The organism is Acinetobacter sp. YH16040_T, from assembly GCF_024605785.1.
In the GTDB taxonomy this organism is placed as follows: Bacteria; Pseudomonadota; Gammaproteobacteria; order Pseudomonadales; family Moraxellaceae; genus Acinetobacter; species Acinetobacter amyesii.
This window is the reverse complement of the sequence record NZ_CP094541.1, coordinates 1,034,380-1,054,745: the sequence shown is the minus strand read 5'-3', so window position 1 is coordinate 1,054,745 and position 20,366 is coordinate 1,034,380. Positions and strand designations below refer to the sequence as shown.

Sequence of the window (20,366 nt, the reverse complement as noted above, 5' to 3'; positions counted from 1 at the left end):
GTGCTGTAAGACATGTCTGGTCTCAAGCGAAATGCGTTCAAACCTATTCATCATAGACTCGAACGCTTTGCTTCTTAGCATGTCTGAAATTTTAATGCTTTCTGTCGCCAATTAACTGTATGCTGTTGGCGTCACAGTCGATGCCTCATCCACTTGAATATCAAAATCATCTGCATCTGAAGTGATCTCAGTAACCAAATCATCTGATTCTTTTTCTGCAGCGTTTTCAAGCCAGAATCCTTTCACTTTATCGTCCCCATCATGACCTGCAAAGACCACACTCATATACAGTTCTTTTTGCGGATAATCATATTTATACACAATTGTTGTGGTCTCACCTTCTCCCAGCCGAGTATTTGCCATTCGCTGAATCACTTCCGCCTCAGCGCTAGGTTGACCTGCAGGAATCAGCTTTTTCATACGTGAAAACAGCTCTGGATCTGCCAGCATCGCATCACGAACATTTTCTTCAACCAATACCAAAAAGCTGTCTTGATGGGGTTGGTGTAGTGCTGCGAATAATTTTTCTGACTTGATACGCTGTGAGCTTGTCTCACTTGGTAGGCTTGATTCGAATTTTGCAATCAAGAAATCGCCGATTTTTTCACAAGCCGTTATAGGTAAGATTAAAGCAATGATGACGACTAATTTTTTCAACACCGTACAAGCCCTCTGGTTATTATTAAAATATATAAAGTTAAAATTTATTTCGGATAATCTGTGTGATTTATAGAATTTTCACTGATTTATCTGCTTCACAAGTATAAAGCAAACTTCTATATAAAAATGAAAAATACAGGCTCACATTTAGTTTTTTCGATCTTTCTAGGTAAATCAGAGATTTTGTGAAGTGTTTATTAATAACTCAATTTTATTCGTTTTATAAATTAAATTTAACAATCGAATCGCTTATACAACTTAAAATGATAATTTATCGATCAAACAGTTTGGTTTTGATCAAAATCGTTGGCTGTATTCTCATATAAACTGCAAAATATTATCGTATTTATCTCCCAAATTATTCAGAACTTTTTGTCATGGCGGATTCAGTCTATCTGCAACATTTGTTCGTGGATGACTGTGGGCTTTTTTCTCCCAAATCTGACATAAGAGCTGATGTATGAAAAAGATTAAGGTGAGCCTTGCCTGGCAAATCGTGATTGCTCTCATTCTAGGTATACTTGTTGGTGCTTTCCTACACTATTCTCCTGAATATCGTGATGCTTTAGTTAATAACTTTTTGACGCCTTTGGGCTCAATTTTTATTAACCTCATTAAGATGATCGTTATTCCGCTTGTTGTGTCGATGCTTATTTTAGGTATTGCCAATACAAGTCACGGTAGTAACTTAGGTAAACTTGGTTTCAAAACAATTATTTATTTTGAAATCATTACCACCGTTGCTATTTTAGTCGGTTTAGTTGCAGCCAACGTATTCCAACCTGGTGCCGGCATTGATATGTCTGCATTGACGCAAGTCGATATTTCAAAGTATCAAGAAACAACACATGAAGTCAGTGAACATTCTCATGGTTTGATTCAAACAATACTTTCACTTATTCCATCTAACTTTTTTGCAGCTTTGACGAGTGGTCAAATGCTCCCAATCATCTTTTTCTCTGTGATGTTTGGTGTAGGTTTAGGTGCGCTTGATCAAGAAGTAAAACAACCTTTAATTAAAGTGTTGACCGCTGTTTCTGAAACGATGTTTAAAGTTACGCACATGATCATGATGTTTGCACCTATTGGTGTATTCGGCTTGATTGCTGCAACTGTTGCGAATTTCGGCTTCAGCTCACTTGTGCCACTGCTTAAACTTGCAGTTTTAGTTTATGGTGCAATCTTCTTCTTTATTTTCATTGTATTAGGTGCAGTTGCTAAATTCTGTGGCTTCAGTGTTTGGGCCATTATCAAGATCTTAAAAGATGAATTGATTCTCGCGTATTCAACTGCAAGTTCTGAAACTGTCCTCCCCCGTATTATGGAAAAAATGGAAGCTTATGGTGCCCCGAAACCGATTACCAGTTTCGTAATTCCAATTGGCTATTCATTTAACCTCGATGGTTCGACACTATATCAAAGTATTGCGGCTATCTTTATTGCTCAGCTTTACGGGATCGATCTGACAATCACCCAACAAGTGATTCTAGTACTGACCTTAATGATTACCTCTAAAGGGATTGCAGGTGTACCTGGCGTTTCTTTCGTGGTCTTGCTGGCGACTCTCGGCAGTGTCGGTATTCCTCTTGAAGGTCTGGCATTCATTGCAGGTATTGACCGTATTTTAGATATGGCACGTACTGTACTGAATGTAATTGGTAACGCACTTGCGGTACTGGTGATCAGTAAATGGGAAGGCCAATTTGATACTGAAAAACAAAAAAATTATGCCGCTAATCTAAAAGATGCCGCTTAATTTTATACCATAAAAAAGGACGCTTCGGCGTCCTTTTTACAGCTTTGTTTTATTTTTCACCAAATTTTATTTATTTTTTTCACCAAACACTGAAATATTAAAATCTCGAATTTTGTTACTTCCTGCCGGCTTATCAAAACTTACATCATACTGTACAAGGTTTTTATTGGTATAACCGTACTCATAAGTGACCGTATATAAAGACGGCTTTTCAGTCGATTTTTCAATGTGCTTTGCTACTATATTTTTGCGTGAGTAATCTTGTTTCGGAATACCTCGTGCAAATTTACGCAGCTCTTTTTCATTCTGTTCAAACTTCAATTTGAGTTCTGGTTCAAAGTAGGTATACAACTTTTCAAAATTGCCTTCACGTAATTGATCATAGGCAGCTTGGGCTACTTCAGTCTGTTCAACACTTGGGTCTGGTATTGCATTTAATGCTTTTTGGCCAATTTGGTCACAACCTGACAACGCTATGACACAACCTAGTAACAAAAAATTTGCCTTCATAACCACACTTATTCCTAATTTAAGCTTTTGAGTATATATAAAACTTCAAAGTTGATATTAAAATTAAGATATCTCTTTAACTTTTCTCTTTCCAACTTGTTGACAGTACATTAAATTAAACTCTGTTCACTTACGCAAGGTAAATGAGCTTCACTTTTTATGTATTTAAATAAAGTACCACTGAAAATTCTAAGGGTTTATTTAAGTACCAACTTTAGATGACTACCGATAATTTTAGCCAAAGGATCATCTTGTTTAAATAATACGGTGTAAAATACAGTTTGCTGCTCGTATTCATACTTAAGGTTTGCTTCAATTAGTTCACCATGCACACTATTTTTAATACTTTTATATTCCAACATTTTATAATCTAAAACTTTTTCAAAATATGGAATATATGAAGATATTTCTGGCAATAATGTTGGATCTTCTAACAAAGCTTGATAAAACTTCTCATCTGTTATTTTCTGGATTTGATCTAAATCTTTATCACGTATAGCAACATACAATTGCTCAATGTGTTTAAGTTGCAAAGGTGTCAGCTTATAAGGAATAGATGATTCTTTTTTTATACCTTCATTAAACTCTACAGACGTCGGCTCACTACATCCCATTAATGCAAAACAAATGACTATTCCTTTGGTTCTAATTAATTTTTTGAAATACATTTAAGTCACTATTCTTGTTTATATAAATTTTTGTTAATACTATTCATCTATCAAAAAGGACGCCGTAGCGCCCTCTTTTCTCAATCTTCAATTAGTCTTCTTCAGGCTCATTGAGATCTGATTCATTGTCATTTTGATCAATAATCGTTGAGTCATCGACAAGCTGCTCAGTTTCGATTGCTTCCACTTCTTCAAAAGTTTCGTCTTCTTCAACTGCTTCGATCGCAACAACACCGACCAAGATTTCGCTTTCACCTAAACGGATCAAACGAACACCTTGAGCATTACGACCTGTTTGTGCCACTTCAGACGCACGTGTACGAACCAGCGTACCACCATCTGAAATTAACATCAGCTCTTTAGACGCATCAATCGCTACCGCACCAACAAGTTCACCGTTACGTTCAGATGTTTTGATTGCAATAACACCTTTACCGCCACGTTTCTTGGTTGGGAAGTCATCTACTGGTGTACGTTTACCATAACCATTAGCCGAAGCACAAAGTACTTCACCCGTTTCAGGAACAACCACCAATGACACAATACGGCTAATTAAAGCTGAATCAGAGGTATCTTCATCATCCGACTCTACATCCGCATCCTCAGCGTCTTCAGCTTGAGCTGCTGCACCAATGGTCACGCGCATACCACGAACACCTTTGGCAGAACGGCCCATTGAACGCACGTCAGTTTCTGCAAAACGAATGGCTTTACCTTCGTTTGAGAACAACATGATTTGTTGTTCGCCATCAGTAATAGCAACACCAATTAAGGTGTCATCACCATTGAGCTCAATCGCGCGTAGACCGTTTGAACGAACATTCGAGAATTGCTCTAACTCAACACGTTTAATCGTACCGTATTCTGTTGCCATAAATACGTAGAAGTTTTTACGAACGGCTTCCGCTTGCTGTGCAAAGTCATTGATGATTTCGTCATCAAGATCAGTCGTAGATAACTCTAGACCCAATTGTTTCAACTGAATACGAAGTGCGTCAGATAAATCATCTGCGCCGTCTTCAGTCTCAGCAAGCGCAGCTTCTAAGCCAGCAAAATGACTATTAATCACTTCATTGGTTTGTAGCTGTGCACTATTGGCTTTAACAAATGCTTTAAAGTCCGCCAAACGTTCTTTAAATTTCTTCGGCGCATCGACCACAGGTAAAATAGCGGTGATGGTTTCGTTTTCATCTAATGGCAATAGGTTAACCATTGGACGACCTTTCGCACCACGAGATGCTTGAGGTACTTCATACACTTTCAGACGATAAACTTTACCTACATTAGTAAAGCAAAGCACTGTTGCGTGGTTTGAAGTCACGATCAAATGCTGGATGTAATCGTCTTCTTTCATTGAAGTTGCAGACTTACCACGTCCACCACGACGCTGTGCAGCGTAGTCTGACAATGGTTGAGTTTTTGCATAGCCTGATTTAGAAACAGTTAGTACCATTTGCTCTTCAGGGATTAAATCTTCACGAGAGAAGTCGATACGTGATTCCACGATATCGGTACGACGTGCATCGCCATATTGTTGAAGGATTAAAGCCAATTCTTCTTTAATCACGTTCATCAATAAGTTGAAATCGTTCAAAATTGCCGTGTATTCAGCAATTTGACCTAGAATTTCTGTATATTCAGCTTGTAACTTGTCTTGTTCTAGACCAGTTAAGCGATGTAAACGAAGTTCTAAGATCGCACCTACTTGGGTTGGAGACAGACGATAAATATCACCTGTTAAACCAAATGGACGTGCTGGATCTTCGCCTTCAATTTCATCTGGTCGGACAGATACCGCGCCTGCTTTTTCAAGCAAGGCAACAACACCACCGCCTGCCCACTCGCCCGCTTGTAAACGTTCACGTGCTTCGCTAGGGTTTGCAGATGTTTTGATGGTTTCAATGATCGCATCGATATTTGCGAGTGCAACCGTCAAACCTTCTAAGATATGTCCACGTTCACGTGCTTTACGCAGTTCGAACATGGTACGGCGTGTAACCACTTCCTGACGGTGACGGATAAACGCTGCAATAATATCTTTCAAGTTCATTAACTTAGGCTGACCATTATCGAGGCAGACCATGTTAATGCTGAATGAATTTTCTAATTGGGTATTTTGGAATAAGTTATTTACAATCACTTCAGCGTTTTCACCACGCTTCAAGTCAATTGCAATACGCATCCCTTCTTTATCTGATTCATCACGAAGTTCAGAAATACCTTCAAGTTTTTTCTCTTTGACCAACTCAGCAATACGTTCAATGGTTTTTGCTTTGTTGACTTGATAAGGAATTTCAGTGAAGACAATCGTGCTACGACCCGATTTTTGGTCTTCTTCAATGTGATATTTACCACGGATATGCAAACGGCCTTTACCAGTACGGTACGCATCGACAATGCCAGATTTACCGTAAATGATACCGCCTGTAGGGAAGTCTGGACCAGAAATGTGTTCCATTAACCCTTCAATACTGATGTGCGGATCGTTGGCATAAGCAAGACATGCATTAATAACTTCTGTCATATTATGCGGAGCCATGTTGGTTGCCATACCTACAGCAATACCAGCTACACCGTTAATCAACAAGTTAGGCACACGTGTTGGCATGACTTGTGGAATACGCTCAGAACCGTCGTAGTTGTCTTCCCACTCTACGGTATCTTTCTCAAGATCCGCTAAAAGTTCGTGGGTCAATTTACGCATACGAACTTCGGTATAACGCATTGCTGCTGCACTGTCACCATCGACAGAACCGAAGTTACCCTGACCATCAACCAATTGATAGCGTAAGCTGAAATCTTGAGCCATACGAACAATAGTTTCGTATACAGCTAAGTCACCATGTGGGTGATATTTACCGATGACGTCACCGACTACACGGGCAGACTTTTTGTAAGCTTTGTTGTAGTCATTGCCCAATTCGTGCATTGCAAAAAGCACACGACGGTGAACAGGTTTGAGACCATCTCGGACATCTGGCAACGCACGTGACACAATCACGCTCATTGCATAATCGAGATATGAGCTCTTCAGTTCATCCTCAATGGCAATCGGTCTAATTTCCGATACGCTCATGCATACTCCTTGTTATACAAGCAGAATTCTGCCCGCATTTATATATCGTAAATCTGTAAAAATTAGTTCAAAAAACACTGAACCAATATCAAAAATCAAGTCGGACAGTATAGCATAAAAACCCTGATTTTTGTGCCAATCATCTTGCACTAGAACCATGATTTTTTGTATTTATTTTAAGCATTTTGATTTTATTTGCTGTGAAAAAAACCTCTACGAATAGAGGTTGTTTAATGTTCAAAATATTTCTTTTCGAAGCTTCAAATTTAGCCCTATAAATGTGATAAAAATCACACTTTATGATATTGCATGACTTCTAATTCTTGAGGTACATGATCCTGCTGCATCCATGGGTATGCTGTTAAAAACAAACCTAAAATAAGCGGAAACTCATAAACTTCTTCGATGAAATCTTTATAAGCCAAATCGTACAAAAATAAAAAACTAAGACTTCGACTATGCTCAACTGCATCAGAAATAAGTAAGCCCAATATCACCAAGCCTAATGGACAAATTGGCAAAGCCAAGGTTTTTAGTTTATGTACAATTTCTTGACGCAAATAAGGCGAAAATAGCATAAAGACGACTGGTGCAATCATGAATACCGAAATTAAACGAAAATACGGTTTAGGCGCATCAGGGAAATAGTCACGCCCCCCAGCTAATGCTACGACCAAATAGCAACAACCACCATGCGACAGCCCACAACCAAAATTGTTTCTTTCCATCTTGCATTTCAAGTGGTCGAATATAGAAAAAAGTAAAAATCGCAAAAAACAGCAATAACAATGCTTGGACCGATTCAACTGCTGTAACAGTCATTCCATCAAATAAAGGAAAAGAGATACTTTGTAAAACAGGAAAAAGTAAACAGCAGATCATCAGCACCAATACACTGACTGGTAACTGAAAATCAAATTTCAAAGGGAGACTCAGCCTAAAGGGCAAGTTCAATAAAAAAGCAATGTTAACACAAAATATACAATCCTTTAAGCTTGCTTTAAGTTTAAGATTCAAACTTGAAGGATAAATTTTTATTATTTTATTTTAAATCTTTGTATTTTTTATAATTTATTAATTTCCATCCTATTACCAAGCGATTGCGCCTGCTTACTTACCATTTAAGTTTTAACATACAAATACCTTACGCTACAGTAGTGTCTAATACCAATAATAAGAAACACTATATGAATTTTGAACTACTAAACTAAGAATCCACTACCCTCATAAGCATGAAACATCTAAGTGCAATTTATATATGTACATTTACGTATAATTAATCGATTAAACATTGCCAAGAAGACCTACTAATTCTTCAAACAATAAAAACGCCCCTAAACCATAAGCTTAGGAGCGTTTTGAACTGCGTTCAGAAATTAGATTTTAGATACTAATTCTGGAACTACAGTGTTCAAGTCACCCACTAACCAGTAGTCAGCTACTGAGTTAATTGGCGCTTCTTCGTCTTTGTTGATCGCAACGATCACTTTAGATTCCTTCATACCTGCCAAGTGCTGAATCGCACCTGAGATACCTACAGCGATGTACAAGTCAGGAGCAACGATTTTACCTGTTTGACCCACTTGCATATCGTTTGGTACGAAACCAGCATCAACTGCTGCACGAGATGCGCCTTGCGCAGCACCAAGCTTGTCCGCTAATGGATCAAGAACAGTGTGATAGTTTTCACCTGAACCAACACCACGACCGCCTGAAACAACAATACGCGCAGCTGTTAATTCTGGACGTTCAGATTTCACGATTTCTTCAGAAACGAACTTAGAAATACCAGCATCACCAGTAGATGCAACAGCTTCAACTGCAGCAGAGCCGCCTTCGCTTGCAACAGCATCAAATGCAGTACCACGAACAGTCGCAACTACAACAGACTCGCCAGACTCTACAGTTGCAATCGCGTTGCCTGCATAGATTGGACGTTTGAAAGTTTTAGGACCTTCAACAGCAATGATGTCAGTGATCATGCTTACGTCAAGTAGCGCAGCAGCACGTGGAAGTACGTTTTTTCCTGTTGTCGTAGAAGCAGCAAGGATGTGAGAATATCCCGCACCGATAGAAGCAACTAATTTAGCAACGTTTTCAGCCAATTGATTAGCATAAGCTGCGTCGTCAGCAAGTAATACTTTGCTTACACCCGCAACTTTAGCTGCTTGGTCTGCAACTGCTTGAGCGCCTGAACCAGCTACTAATACAGTGATATCACCACCGATTTTTTGCGCTGCAGCAACAACGTTAAGAGTTGCACCATTTAGTGCTTTGTTGTCGTGCTCAGCGATAACTAAAATACTCATGATTTTTATCCTTCTGTATTAGATCACTTTCGCTTCGTTTTTCAATTTATCTACAAGCTCGTCTACAGACTTCACTTGTACGCCCGCTTTACGTTCTGCAGGAGCTTCAACTTTAACAGTTTTAAGCTTAGTCGCAGGTGAAACGCCATAATCAGCAGGTGACTTAGTATCAAGCGGTTTTTTACGCGCTTTCATGATGTTTGGAAGAGCAGCATAACGTGGCTCATTCAAACGCAAGTCAGTGGTGATAATTGCAGGAAGTGCAAGTTCAACAGTTTGTAAACCACCGTCAATTTCACGAGTCACTTGTACTTTGTCGCCTTCAACTTTAACTTCTGAAGCGAAAGTACCTTGGCCAGCACCTAAAAGCGCGCCAAGCATCTGACCAACTTGGTTAGAGTCGTCATCAATTGCTTGTTTACCAAGAAGGATTAATTGAGGTTGTTCAGCGTCTACAACACCTTTTAGGATTTTTGCAACTTCAAGTGCACCTAACTGGCTGTCGTCAGCTTCAACAAGGATACCGCGGTCTGCACCAAGCGCCATAGAAGAACGGATTTGTTCTTGAGCTTCTTTAGGACCAATAGAAACAACAACGATTTCTGAAACAGTTCCTTTTTCTTTTAAACGAACCGCTTCTTCCACTGCGATTTCACAGAACGGGTTAATTGACATTTTAACGTTCGTTAAGTCAACACCACTGTTGTCCGGCTTAACGCGAACTTTAACGTTGGCATCAACCACACGTTTTACAGCAACAAGAGCCTTCATGTAATCCTCGGCTGTTTTAGCAAATGTAAATGTTGAGAAAAGTTATATTAACTCTTCACTTTAAATTTTTTAGGTGCCCTATCTTGCAATGTGTACGGCATTTCGGTCAAGTCACAATTATCGAAAGACCTGTAAAAAAGCGTAATTTCCTTGAACTTATCGTTCACATTTTTTAAAGAATGCTTCAGTTATTCAAAAAAACGCATTATTCAGTTATTTTTTAAGCATTGATTTTTATTATTTTTTTAATTGATTTAGCTCATCAAAAGATCTGATTTAATATCAATTTTCGATCAATCTTTCTGAAATAGAGCTTTCCCTCTACACATTCGGCAACATATCTAAACTTGTCATTTAAGATAGAAGCATAATGAATTTAGTGCTGATTTCACTTTTCTGAAGCTAATTGGCGTGTTTTTCTCCATTTATCATTCTTAATATCTGTCAAAAGTCAGCACATATAAAAAACCTTCGCTTTCACGAAGGTTTTAGTTAAGGCATTTATTTCTATTTACATTTGCTGTTTTTAATTGGCAATTAACCACGTCGCAGCAAGAGCCAATAAACCGCCTGATGTACCATCGATCCACTTTTGTTTGCGTTCATCAATTTCAGTTTTTTGTGTAATACGTGCAAAGACTACACTCAAACTACAATACACTACAAAAATTAGCCCAATAAAAATGAAGGACAAAATCAAACCTTGACTCACGGTACTCGCTGATTTATCGATAAATTGCGGCAAAATTGCAAAATATATCAACATTCCTTTCGGGTTCAGTAAAGCCGTAAAAAAGCCTTTTTTAATCGGGTTGGACGCTGACTTTTTCTCAATACTTAATTTTTTACTGCTAAATACTGAACGTAGCAAATGCGTTGCCAAATATAAAAGATAAGCAATCCCCAACCAGCGGATTATTTCAAAGAGTAGTGGAAATGACACGATAATCGCAGCAATACCCAATGCCACTAAAATCGAGTGAACCAAATAACCTGAGCACACCCCCACTGTTGCCATCATGCCTGCTTTTGCATCCTTACCCATCACTTGTGACAGGATAAAAAGCATATCGGGTCCTGGTGTGAAAATAAGGGGAATTACCGTTAAGGCAAACAAAGCAAATACAGACATTTCAATTTTCCCTTTCTATGTCCTGAAAGTGAAATTAGTATGTTTGAATCGCTTTAAAATAGGATATCAAATATTCTATAATAGATATTATTTTTAGAATTATATTCTATTTTATGAAGACATCTTCTAAGTCAATTCTAGTTAAACTAGATCGTATTGATAAAAATATCATTCGCGCACTTCAAAATAATGGCCGCATGCAAAATAATGACTTAGCCAAGGAAATTGGACTCTCGCCTTCTTCTTGTTTACGTCGGGTCAAATTACTCGAAGAAGCAGGTGTGATTCAGAATTACACCACCGTGGTCGATCCACAAAAGATTGGCTTTCAATTGATTTTATTCTCTCGTATTTGGCTGACTGGGCAAGATGCTGAAACAATCGATACTTTTATCGAAGCGATGAAAGAACTTCCTCAAGTCATGGAGTGCTACATTATTTTGGGTGAGTGCGATGCAATGCTCAAAGTAGTGGTGCCTGACCTAGAAAGTTACCGTAAATTTCAGTCTACTCACTTAACCAAGAAAAATGGCATCACCAGTGTAAAGACTGATTTACCAAGCCAAATCATCAAACAAAGCTTCCAGTTACCGTTAGAAGATTTATAACCACACAATTGATCTGCCAAGAAACAACTCAAGCATTTAAAACAACAAGGCCGATACTACAAGCTTGGCAATGTAGTGACGGATTACCCTCACAGCCTCGAATGCAAATACCTAGTTTGCGGTATTTTCCTTTTATTTTAAGCAAAGAAAAATCATGATTTGCGGCAATTGAATGAGAACTATTAAGGAGGTCTTTAAGCTCAATTGCTCAAGTAGGAAAACCATTGATTTTTAGGCTCACACTATCAAGACTGAATGAATTAAATCACTGAGCAGCGAAAAGGGTTGGCATTTAGAGATTTTGTTTAGGCAGCTAAGCTATGCAAAGAAAGTCCATCGGCTCACCTCAAATGTACATTTGAAAGCTTAAAACCAAATGAGGTCAACACTCTAACGCTCTGCACAAGAGCAAATCAAGATGTCATGGTATAAGTGATATAAGGGCTAAACATCCAAATCCAATGAAGATAGCCCATGAGTTGTATATTTGCCGGATAGTTTAGGCTGGCTGATTTTCCAAAAAGTCACGATGGATGTGGCTTAGGTCAATAAGTTCATACTTTGCCAAATCAAAAATACGCCAAATGGTGAGGGCATCTTCTTTACTGTCAAATTTAGCAGTTGCTTTATTGGTAAGCTGCCATTGTTTATCCGAAATCCAAATAAAGTATTGGCCCGTCGCCGCATTAAACGCCTGAACTTTACCATCGGCATTAATCCCTTGAAGCTGTGAGCCTTCAGGTAATACAGCTTCTATTTCAGGCAAACCAATTTCAACGAAGTGTTTGATTTGGCGTAAGCCGTATCCTGCAAAAATTTCTTTTTGCTGACCATTTAACTGGTCATATTTTTCTTGAATATCTGAAATCATGGTATGGCCTATATATTTTTTTAACGGTACAGCAATTTAGTAAATGGCGAATTTCACTTCGGCACTTACGTCAATTCAATAATGGACAATTTTTATACCCGATAATTTGAATTTTTATAATGCGACAATAGTTCAAAATGTCGGTCAATTTTACCAATATTTTTTCACATCCTTATTTAACTTTCATGAAGCAGACCACTTTAGGATGCAAAATGTGAAATCTAGCCTATAAATTTAAGCAATATTTAGACCACTACGAGCCAAAGTCGTATTTGCAATTGTTACGAATCTTTATGCTGCGCCCGTGGATGGGCCTGATCATAAACTTGTGCCAATCGATCAAAATCCACATGGGTATAAATTTGCGTGGTGGTTAAATTACTATGCCCCAACATTTCTTGTACAGCACGCAAGTCACCGCTATTGGACAACATATGACTGGCGAAGCAATGACGCAATAAGTGCGGATGTAAATCAACATTTACACCTGCACGTTGAGCTTGAAATTTAACTCGATTTTCAATTTGCCTTACCCCAAGTGGATTACCTTTTTGGGTGATAAAAACTTGAGCTTCTGGGACAAAATCACCATGCCATGCAAGATATAATTGCAACCAATGCATCACAGCCTCTTTGGCTTTAGAACCAAAAGGTACAATGCGGGTTTTATTCCCTTTACCCGTAATACGTAACAGTTGTCGATTAAAATCGATATCTCGAATGGTTAAGCCCTGCACTTCAGCCAAACGTAAGCCACTTGAATACAGCAGCTCCAAAATCGCTTTATCACGTATCCAAAGTTGGCGTTGAGTTTCACTTTCCGGCTCAGGTTGTTCCATGATTTGTTTAATGGTTTCAATATCAACCAATCCAGGTAAAGGACGTGATTGGCGTTTGAGCTGAAAATCATCTGCGGGATTAAAACTGAGATAATCCCCTTGTTCTGCCCATTTCATAAATTGGCGTATCGAAGATAACATGCGCTGCAAACTACTTGGACTGAGCTGAAACTGTTCCACTTTATAAGCGACAAATTCACGCAGATCTGACTTTTCAACATCATGCAGTGGCAAGTTGCGTATTGTACAAAATTGGAGAAAATCACTGACATCACGCTCATACGCTTGCAAGGTATGTTTAGACTGATTTTGAATTTCACGTTCCTTCAACCACATAGCCAGTAGTTGACTCTGATCCATCGTCACCTGTCTTCTCCCATTTCAACATGTGCTTTAGCGTTGTGGTACGTTCTCTAAAGCGATCTTACATATCTGTTTTATGAAAAGAGTCTAGCAAAGAACCCCTTAGGCTTACCATCAACACGTTGGTAAAAAGCTTGCGTTTCATTAAGCAAATACCCTTCTACACCATCGACACTGTGCGGATTGACATGGATCAGATCCACTGGGCATTGCTCTTTTAAACTATCCTGTGTGATACGACCAATTTTACTGTGCAATTCTTGAATTTGTTGTTCAGATAATCCTGCTTCTAAATCTAATCCGATCAACAAAGTCGGTGAATCATCTCGAGCTTGATTCAGCATTTGCGCTAAATAAGCAGCTTTTACCACACGCTCTGTGCCGAAAAAAATGCTTAATTGATCAATCATAAACTGCGGATATTCCGCCGGCTGACCAATTAAAACTTCCGTATCTTCCGTAACTTCATAGTTTTCTGAGGGCTGAATATACTGCCCGTTCAGCAAATGTTGAATTTCTTCTGGTACAAAGTCCTTCGTCGCATCAGGTGATTGTGGATTCAATACAAGCCTTGCTCCTAAAGTCATTTCAAATAATGCCTTGGTTGGTAGCCGGATATACGACTCCTCTTCAGATATTGCTAAACGCATTTTTTCCAAGGACGTAAAAAATGGAATGACGCAATCATATGTTTCATCTTCCCATGATTTCAATTGAATACGGTCGCCTTCATCCAAGATCAAATCTTCGGCAATACGTGAATCACGTCCCCCTGTTGTTCCCACACAATACACATTGGCTGCCAATAACTGAGCTAAAAATTCGGGTCGATACGCGGGTTCATGTAAGGCTTTATGAAAAAGTTGTTCTAAGATTTCTTCTTTTATTTCTTCGTTTATTTGTTCCATGTTGATTCCAATCCAATTGAATTATAATTTTTTATTCACTTTTTATTTTATGAAAAAAGCCCTGAATGAATCAGGGCTTTGATTTTAACCTTGGAAGTAACTTAAATCTAAGCGTCCTTCGTAAACTGTTGCAGTTGGTCCAGTCATCCAAACCACACCACCTTCTTGCCACTCAATTTGCAGCTTACCACCTGCCAACTCTATTTCGACCGAATTAGCTAATAAACCACGACGCATACCTGATACTGCCGCTGCACAAGCACCTGTACCACAGGCCATAGTTTCACCGACACCACGTTCAAATACACGTAAGCGTGCATGTTTCTCGTCCACAATTTGCATAAAACCTGCATTTACACGCTGTGGAAAACGCTCATGCGATTCGACTTGTGGACCAATTTTAGCAACGTCTGCGGTAATAACATCAGGAACGATCGTCACTGCATGCGGATTACCCATACTCACTACATCAATGGTGAGTTGTTCATTATTCGCCAATGCAATGTCGTATAAGTTTTCAGGCTCTTCCGCAATAAATGGAATTTCATGCGGCAAAAAGCGTGGATAACCCATGTTGACGCGCACCCAACCATTCGCACCTAATTCAGGCTCTACGATACCTGACTTGGTTTGTACTTTGATTTTGGTTTTGCTGGTCAACTTACGTTCATGCACAAAGCGCGCAAAACAACGTACGCCATTACCGCATTGTTCAACTTCCGAACCATCTGCATTAAAAATACGATATTTAAAATCGACATTAGGCAAATCAGGTGGCTCTACAATCAAAAGCTGATCAAAACCAATACCAAAATGACGGTCAGCCAAACGCTGAATCGTCACTGTATCTAAATAAGCCCGTTGGCTAATTAGATCGACCACCATAAAGTCATTGCCAAGGCCATGCATTTTGGTAAATTCTAATAACATCTCGAATTTCTCCTTAAGGCAATAAACGTTCACGTTCCCATAAGGATTCGATGGTTTCACGCTCACGAATCAAATGAGACTGATCACCATCAACCATCACTTCAGCAGCACGTCCGCGGCTGTTGTAGTTTGAGCTCATGACAAAACCATAAGCACCCGCACCCAATACTGCAAGCACATCATTTTCTTGAATCGCCAAATGACGTTGCTTTCCGAGGAAATCACCGGTTTCGCAAATCGCACCAACAACATCCCAGTCTTTCTTTTCTGTATCTGTACGAGGTGTTACTTCCTGAATATCCATCCATGCTTCATATAAAGCGGGACGGATTAAGTCATTCATTGCAGCATCAATAATCGCAAAATTACGATGATTGGTCGGTTTGAGTAAATCAACTTTGGTTAACAACACACCTGCATTTGCAGAAATACTACGCCCCGGTTCCATATACACCTTAAGGCCTAATTTTTCTAAAGCCGGACGCATTGCCTGAGCATATTCTTCAACAGTTGGTGGAACTTCGTCTTTGTAAGTCACACCTAAACCACCACCGATATCGATGTGTTTTAGCTGAATCCCCATCTCTTTCAATTGATTGATCATCACAATGACACGATCAAGTGCATCAACAAAAGGCTGAGTTTCAGTCAACTGTGAGCCGATATGACAATCAATCCCGATAATCTCAAGATTTGGCAATGATGCCGCATACGCATAAGTTTCAAAAACGCTGTCTGAAGGAATACCGAATTTATTTTCTTTTAAACCCGTAGAGATATAAGGATGGGTTTTAGCATCCACATCTGGATTTACACGCAATGAAATCGGTGCTTTCTTACCCATTGCAGCAGCAACTTTTTGGATTCGATCCAACTCTGCATGTGATTCAACGTTAAAACATGCAATACCCACGTCCAACGCTTTTTGGATATCGGCTTCAGTTTTACCCAAACCTGAGAATACAATTTTAGAAGCTTCACCACCGGCTTTTAACACACGTGCGAGTTCTCCACCCGTCACGATATCAAAACCAGCGCCCTGCTTGGCAAGTACGTTTAACACCGCAAGATTAGAGTTTGACTTTACCGCAAAACAAATTTGATGGTCGATAAAGCTAAATGCACGATCCATATCTGAATAATGCTTTTCAAAAGTAGCTTTTGAATAAACATAAAGCGGTGTGCCATATTGCTGTGCAAGCTGTTGTAAAGAACATTGCTCTGCATGCAATACCCCATTCGTACGGGTGAAACTCATGAAAGTATCCTTTCTATAAAAGCATTAAGGTGTAGGGTTAGAATTTGAAGATTCCGATTCAGTTGCAACAGGAGCCGCTTGTTTTTCCTGCTTTTGCTGTGCAGGCGTATCTGGATAAATCAGATATTTTGCGCGCTTATCTGCATTTGCATCTGAAGGTAAATGCAATGCACCAGACTGACCACAAGCGGTCAGCAGCACAGCACTTGCTAATACAATAATTTTATAATTCATAAAACGATACATAAACGTACCTAATGAAAAGATTTTTCCGAGTATAACGTGATCAACCCGCGGATAAAAGAAAAGCCCTGTAATTCCAAGTGAGCTTTTTGCCATTCTGCACTAAATTTAAGCAAAATTTGATGGTGCTGTTTTCAATCCTTATTTGTCTTTATTTCTAGCTCGATCAGGCTATTGATTTCACTGAAATAGCATATCAATTTGAATGCTGTTTAATACAAATCGAAACGCTAATAAACAGTCTGTTTTAACTTAAAATAAATCCATATCCAAATAAAAAGCTGCCCCTCAGGAGCAGCTATTTATGTTTTTACATCAGATCAAAAATGTAAATTAATGGTGCTTTTTCTTATAAAAACCGAAATAGCCAATAATCAATATGATGAACCAAATCGGGCTCACCATGAGCGCTTTCATGGTATCTGCTTCTAGCGACAAGACATAAATCATGCCGATGAAGAAGATAATCACGAGCCAACAGGTATATAAACCACCCGGTAGTTTAAAGGTTGATTTCGCATGCAACTCAGGACGAGTTTTATAGTAAACGATATAACTCCAGATAATCATGAGCCATACGCAGATAAATAAAATCGTCGACAGTGTAGTTGCTAAAGTGAAGGCTTCAACCGTGTTCGGTACGAAATACTGTAATGCCGCACCCAACAGTAAACAAACTGCCGAGAAATACAACGCATTTGCCGGAACTGCACGTGAGTTTAGACGGCCAAACGCTTTTGGACCTTGCTCTTCACGAGATAAACCAAACAACATACGTGAAGTCGAGAACACACCACTATTCATCGATGACATAACTGATGACAACACCACCAAGTTCATAATAATCGCAGCAGCAGCAATACCGGCTTGGCTAAACAAGTTCACGAATGGTGAAATGCTTGGGTCAATGGCATTCCATGGCGTAACGGACATCACAATCACAAGTGCCAGCACATAGAAAATAATGATACGAATCGGAATCGAGTTCACAGCTTTAGGCAAGTTGTGTTCTGGATCTTTGGTTTCTGCTGCCGTAGTACCCACGAGTTCTACGCCGACAAAGGCAAAAATGGCGATTTGGAAACCTGCCAAGAAGCCAGTTACTCCTGTTGGGAATAGACCACCATGTGACCATAAATGTGTGAATGATGCGATTTCACCTGTCGATGAGGTAAAACCGGTAAAGATCATCCAAAGACCGACACCAATGAGCACCACGATTGCAATAATCTTAATCAGTGCAAACCAAAACTCTAATTCACCAAAAAGTTTAACCGTAACAAGGTTTAAACCCATGATAAAAACAATGGCGGCAACACTGATCATCACCCCTTCTTCGGGCGAGAACGGGTTACCTCCATTAAAGAATTGCAGGTAATAAATGATGGCCGATAAATCAGCAATCCCTATAGTGATCCAGCACAGCCAATAGGTCCAACCCACAAAATAACCTGCCCACGGGCCGATTAAGTCGGTTGCAAAATCGATAAAAGATTTATATTCAAGATTTGATAGTAATAACTCGCCTAATGCACGCATGACGAGGAAAACCATAAAACCAATAATCATATAGATAATAAGGATGGACGGACCAGCTAAACTGATGGTCTTTCCTGACCCCATAAATAAACCTGTACCAATCGCACCACCAATCGCAATCAATTGCAGGTGTCGGTTGGACAGGCTTCGTTTCAAATCGCCGCTATCGGCGTGCGATCCATGACTCTCATTTGACATTATTTAATTCAACTTCGCGTTCCAATTGCGACAAATTAACGTAAAAGTTTCAGAAAATACAAAATTATTTTTCATCATCTATATTTTCGGATTAAGTGACAAAGTTAATTTATTTTTCTTATATATAAAAATCTTAACCTCTATCCCAAATTCAAAGCGACAAACAAAACAACAATTTACTTGTAAAAACTTCAATTCTATGCAAAAAATATTTTCCCAACGATAAAAAATTTATGCCAAAAATCATGGAAGTTTCTAACAATGGCATATCAATTGCTACAGATATCAAAAATGTAGCATTCACTCAGGACCGATAAGAAGAAAGATACTATGCAAGATCTACACACACTCATGAATACACTCAGCGGTTGGGTCTGGGGCCCATACATGTTGGTCCTCATTGTCGGAACAGGTGTATTCCTCACCTTCCGTTTACTATTCTGGCAATTCCGCATGTTGCCTTTAGCATTTAAACAAGTGTTTGGAAGGCATGAACATGCCAAATCACATGAAGGCGATATTTCACATTTTGCCTCACTTATGACTGCTTTATCTGCAACCATCGGTACAGGTAATATCGCAGGCGTTGCAACAGCCTGCGTCCTTGGTGGCCCCGGTGCAGTATTTTGGATGTGGATGACAGCCCTCTTTGGTATGGCAACCAAATATGGTGAAGGCGTACTCGCAGTCAAATATCGCGTAAAAAATGAAAATGGCGAAATGAGCGGCGGTCCAATGTACTACATTGAACGTGGACTGAAGTGGAAATGGCTCGCTGTCATTTTTGCCCTCTTTGGTACTTTAGCCTCTTTCGGCATTGGCAGTTCAGTACAGTCCAATACGGTTGCCCTCGCTGTTGAAAATAGTCTCGGACTTGAAACGTGGATTACAGGTATTGTTATTACTATTCTGTCTGCTTTAGTAATTCTCGGCGGAATTAAATCCATCTCTAAAGCATCCTCTTATATCGTACCTATTATGGCTGTCGGTTATGTATTGGGTGGCTTAATGATTATTTTCACCAACCTTGAATTGGTGATCCCTGCACTAAAAATGATCTTTAGCTATGCATTTACGGGCGAAGCTGCTGCGGGTGGTGCGATTGGTGCGGCTATTCGTTATGGTGTTGCCCGTGGTGTTTTCTCTAACGAAGCAGGTATGGGTTCTGCACCTATTGCCGCGGCTGCTGCGAAAACGGATCACCCTGCACGTCAAGGTTTAGTTTCAATGACAGGTACATTTATCGATACGATTATCGTGTGTTCTATCACCGGGATTGTTTTGGTCATGGGCTTTATTATGGCAGGCAACAGTTTTGGCGACCAAACTGGTGCAGTTTTAACTATCAGCGTATTTGATAAATTATTACCGGGTTTTGGCGGCTTGATCGTCACCTTCGGGATTATTTTCTTTGCATACTCAACCATTTTAGGTTGGAGTTACTATGGTGAAAAATGCTGTACTTACTTACTTGGTGAAAAGTTTGTCTTGATTTACCGTTTGATTTACATCGCTTCAGTCTTTGTAGGCTGTGTGGCGACTCTTGATCTTGTGTGGTTATTTGCCGATACCTTTAACGGTTTGATGGCTGTACCAAACTTAATTGCGCTGTTGTTACTTTCTGGTGTTATTGCCAAAGAATCGAAGGACTTTATTGCACGTCGTAAATCAGGTGAACTGTACTAATCCTTTCACGCTACTAAACAAAAAGCCACGTGAATTCACGT

Annotated in this window: 19 protein-coding genes; 3 read left to right on the top strand and 16 right to left on the bottom strand. The window is 39.4% G+C overall.

Annotated elements, in window-relative coordinates:
- Positions 1-111: 111 nt before the first annotated feature.
- Entirely contained in the window at positions 112-660 is a 549-nt protein-coding gene (locus MST16_RS05090; RefSeq protein ID WP_180009981.1) for a hypothetical protein, read from the bottom strand.
- Between the two features lie 460 nt (positions 661-1,120).
- On the opposite strand from MST16_RS05090, the gene gltP reads away from it, so the two are divergent.
- Positions 1,121-2,416, top strand: a complete 1,296-nt coding sequence (gltP, locus tag MST16_RS05085) for a glutamate/aspartate:proton symporter GltP (RefSeq protein WP_078190399.1) — start codon at positions 1,121-1,123, stop codon at positions 2,414-2,416.
- A 66-nt stretch (positions 2,417-2,482) separates the two neighbouring features.
- Here the strand turns inward: gltP and MST16_RS05080 are convergent, their stop codons facing one another.
- The 8 genes from MST16_RS05080 to MST16_RS05045 all read right to left on the bottom strand — a co-directional run bounded on the left by MST16_RS05080 (position 2,483) and on the right by MST16_RS05045 (position 10,882).
- Positions 2,483-2,926, bottom strand: a complete 444-nt coding sequence (locus MST16_RS05080; RefSeq protein WP_180009982.1) for a DUF3887 domain-containing protein — start codon at positions 2,924-2,926, stop codon at positions 2,483-2,485.
- Between the two features lie 197 nt (positions 2,927-3,123).
- Entirely contained in the window at positions 3,124-3,594 is a 471-nt protein-coding gene (locus MST16_RS05075; RefSeq protein WP_162689711.1) for a hypothetical protein, read from the bottom strand.
- A 91-nt stretch (positions 3,595-3,685) separates the two neighbouring features.
- Positions 3,686-6,670, bottom strand: a complete 2,985-nt coding sequence (gene gyrA / locus MST16_RS05070; protein WP_180009983.1) for a DNA gyrase subunit A — start codon at positions 6,668-6,670, stop codon at positions 3,686-3,688.
- A 290-nt stretch (positions 6,671-6,960) separates the two neighbouring features.
- A complete protein-coding gene (locus MST16_RS05065) occupies positions 6,961-7,347 on the bottom strand; it encodes a hypothetical protein (protein WP_257224571.1) in 387 nt (128 codons plus the stop codon).
- Positions 7,319-7,594, bottom strand: a complete 276-nt coding sequence (locus tag MST16_RS05060; RefSeq protein WP_257222186.1) for a hypothetical protein — start codon at positions 7,592-7,594, stop codon at positions 7,319-7,321. Before MST16_RS05060 ends, MST16_RS05065 begins: the two co-directional genes overlap by 29 nt.
- Before the next feature lie 452 nt (positions 7,595-8,046).
- On the bottom strand, positions 8,047-8,979 hold the full coding sequence (locus MST16_RS05055) for an FAD-binding protein (RefSeq protein WP_180009984.1): 933 nt from the start codon (positions 8,977-8,979) through the stop codon (positions 8,047-8,049).
- Between the two features lie 18 nt (positions 8,980-8,997).
- A complete protein-coding gene (locus tag MST16_RS05050; protein WP_078192067.1) occupies positions 8,998-9,750 on the bottom strand; it encodes an electron transfer flavoprotein subunit beta/FixA family protein in 753 nt (250 codons plus the stop codon).
- 526 nt (positions 9,751-10,276) lie between these two features.
- Positions 10,277-10,882 carry a LysE family translocator gene (locus MST16_RS05045; RefSeq protein ID WP_180003342.1) on the bottom strand — a complete coding sequence of 202 codons (606 nt, stop codon included), beginning with the start codon at positions 10,880-10,882 and terminating at the stop codon, positions 10,277-10,279.
- Positions 10,883-10,995: 113 nt separating this feature from the next.
- Here MST16_RS05045 and MST16_RS05040 point away from each other — a divergent pair, with 113 nt between their 5' ends.
- On the top strand, positions 10,996-11,490 hold the full coding sequence (locus MST16_RS05040; RefSeq protein ID WP_078190405.1) for an Lrp/AsnC family transcriptional regulator: 495 nt from the start codon (positions 10,996-10,998) through the stop codon (positions 11,488-11,490).
- Positions 11,491-11,989: 499 nt separating this feature from the next.
- Here the strand turns inward: MST16_RS05040 and MST16_RS05035 are convergent, their stop codons facing one another.
- From MST16_RS05035 to MST16_RS05005, 7 genes are all read right to left on the bottom strand, one after another.
- The gene (locus MST16_RS05035; protein ID WP_218945805.1) at positions 11,990-12,361 is read right to left on the bottom strand and encodes a hypothetical protein; all 372 of its coding nucleotides are present in this window, start codon (positions 12,359-12,361) and stop codon (positions 11,990-11,992) included.
- 281 nt (positions 12,362-12,642) lie between these two features.
- The gene (locus MST16_RS05030) at positions 12,643-13,560 is read right to left on the bottom strand and encodes a tyrosine recombinase XerC (RefSeq protein WP_180009986.1); all 918 of its coding nucleotides are present in this window, start codon (positions 13,558-13,560) and stop codon (positions 12,643-12,645) included.
- A 77-nt stretch (positions 13,561-13,637) separates the two neighbouring features.
- The gene (locus tag MST16_RS05025) at positions 13,638-14,471 is read right to left on the bottom strand and encodes an enhanced serine sensitivity protein SseB C-terminal domain-containing protein (protein WP_168378269.1); all 834 of its coding nucleotides are present in this window, start codon (positions 14,469-14,471) and stop codon (positions 13,638-13,640) included.
- Positions 14,472-14,555: 84 nt separating this feature from the next.
- Positions 14,556-15,401, bottom strand: coding sequence for a diaminopimelate epimerase (gene dapF / locus MST16_RS05020; RefSeq protein WP_111883917.1), 846 nt, complete (start codon positions 15,399-15,401; stop codon positions 14,556-14,558).
- Between the two features lie 13 nt (positions 15,402-15,414).
- Positions 15,415-16,659: a diaminopimelate decarboxylase gene (gene lysA, locus MST16_RS05015; RefSeq protein ID WP_180009987.1), complete on the bottom strand. Its 1,245-nt coding sequence runs from the start codon at positions 16,657-16,659 to the stop codon at positions 15,415-15,417.
- A 24-nt stretch (positions 16,660-16,683) separates the two neighbouring features.
- On the bottom strand, positions 16,684-16,893 hold the full coding sequence (locus tag MST16_RS05010; RefSeq protein WP_372491094.1) for a lipoprotein: 210 nt from the start codon (positions 16,891-16,893) through the stop codon (positions 16,684-16,686).
- Positions 16,894-17,235: 342 nt separating this feature from the next.
- A complete protein-coding gene (locus MST16_RS05005; RefSeq protein ID WP_180009988.1) occupies positions 17,236-18,639 on the bottom strand; it encodes an amino acid permease in 1,404 nt (467 codons plus the stop codon).
- 330 nt (positions 18,640-18,969) lie between these two features.
- On the opposite strand from MST16_RS05005, the gene MST16_RS05000 reads away from it, so the two are divergent.
- A complete protein-coding gene (locus MST16_RS05000; protein ID WP_180009989.1) occupies positions 18,970-20,325 on the top strand; it encodes a sodium:alanine symporter family protein in 1,356 nt (451 codons plus the stop codon).
- Positions 20,326-20,366: the final 41 nt, after the last annotated feature.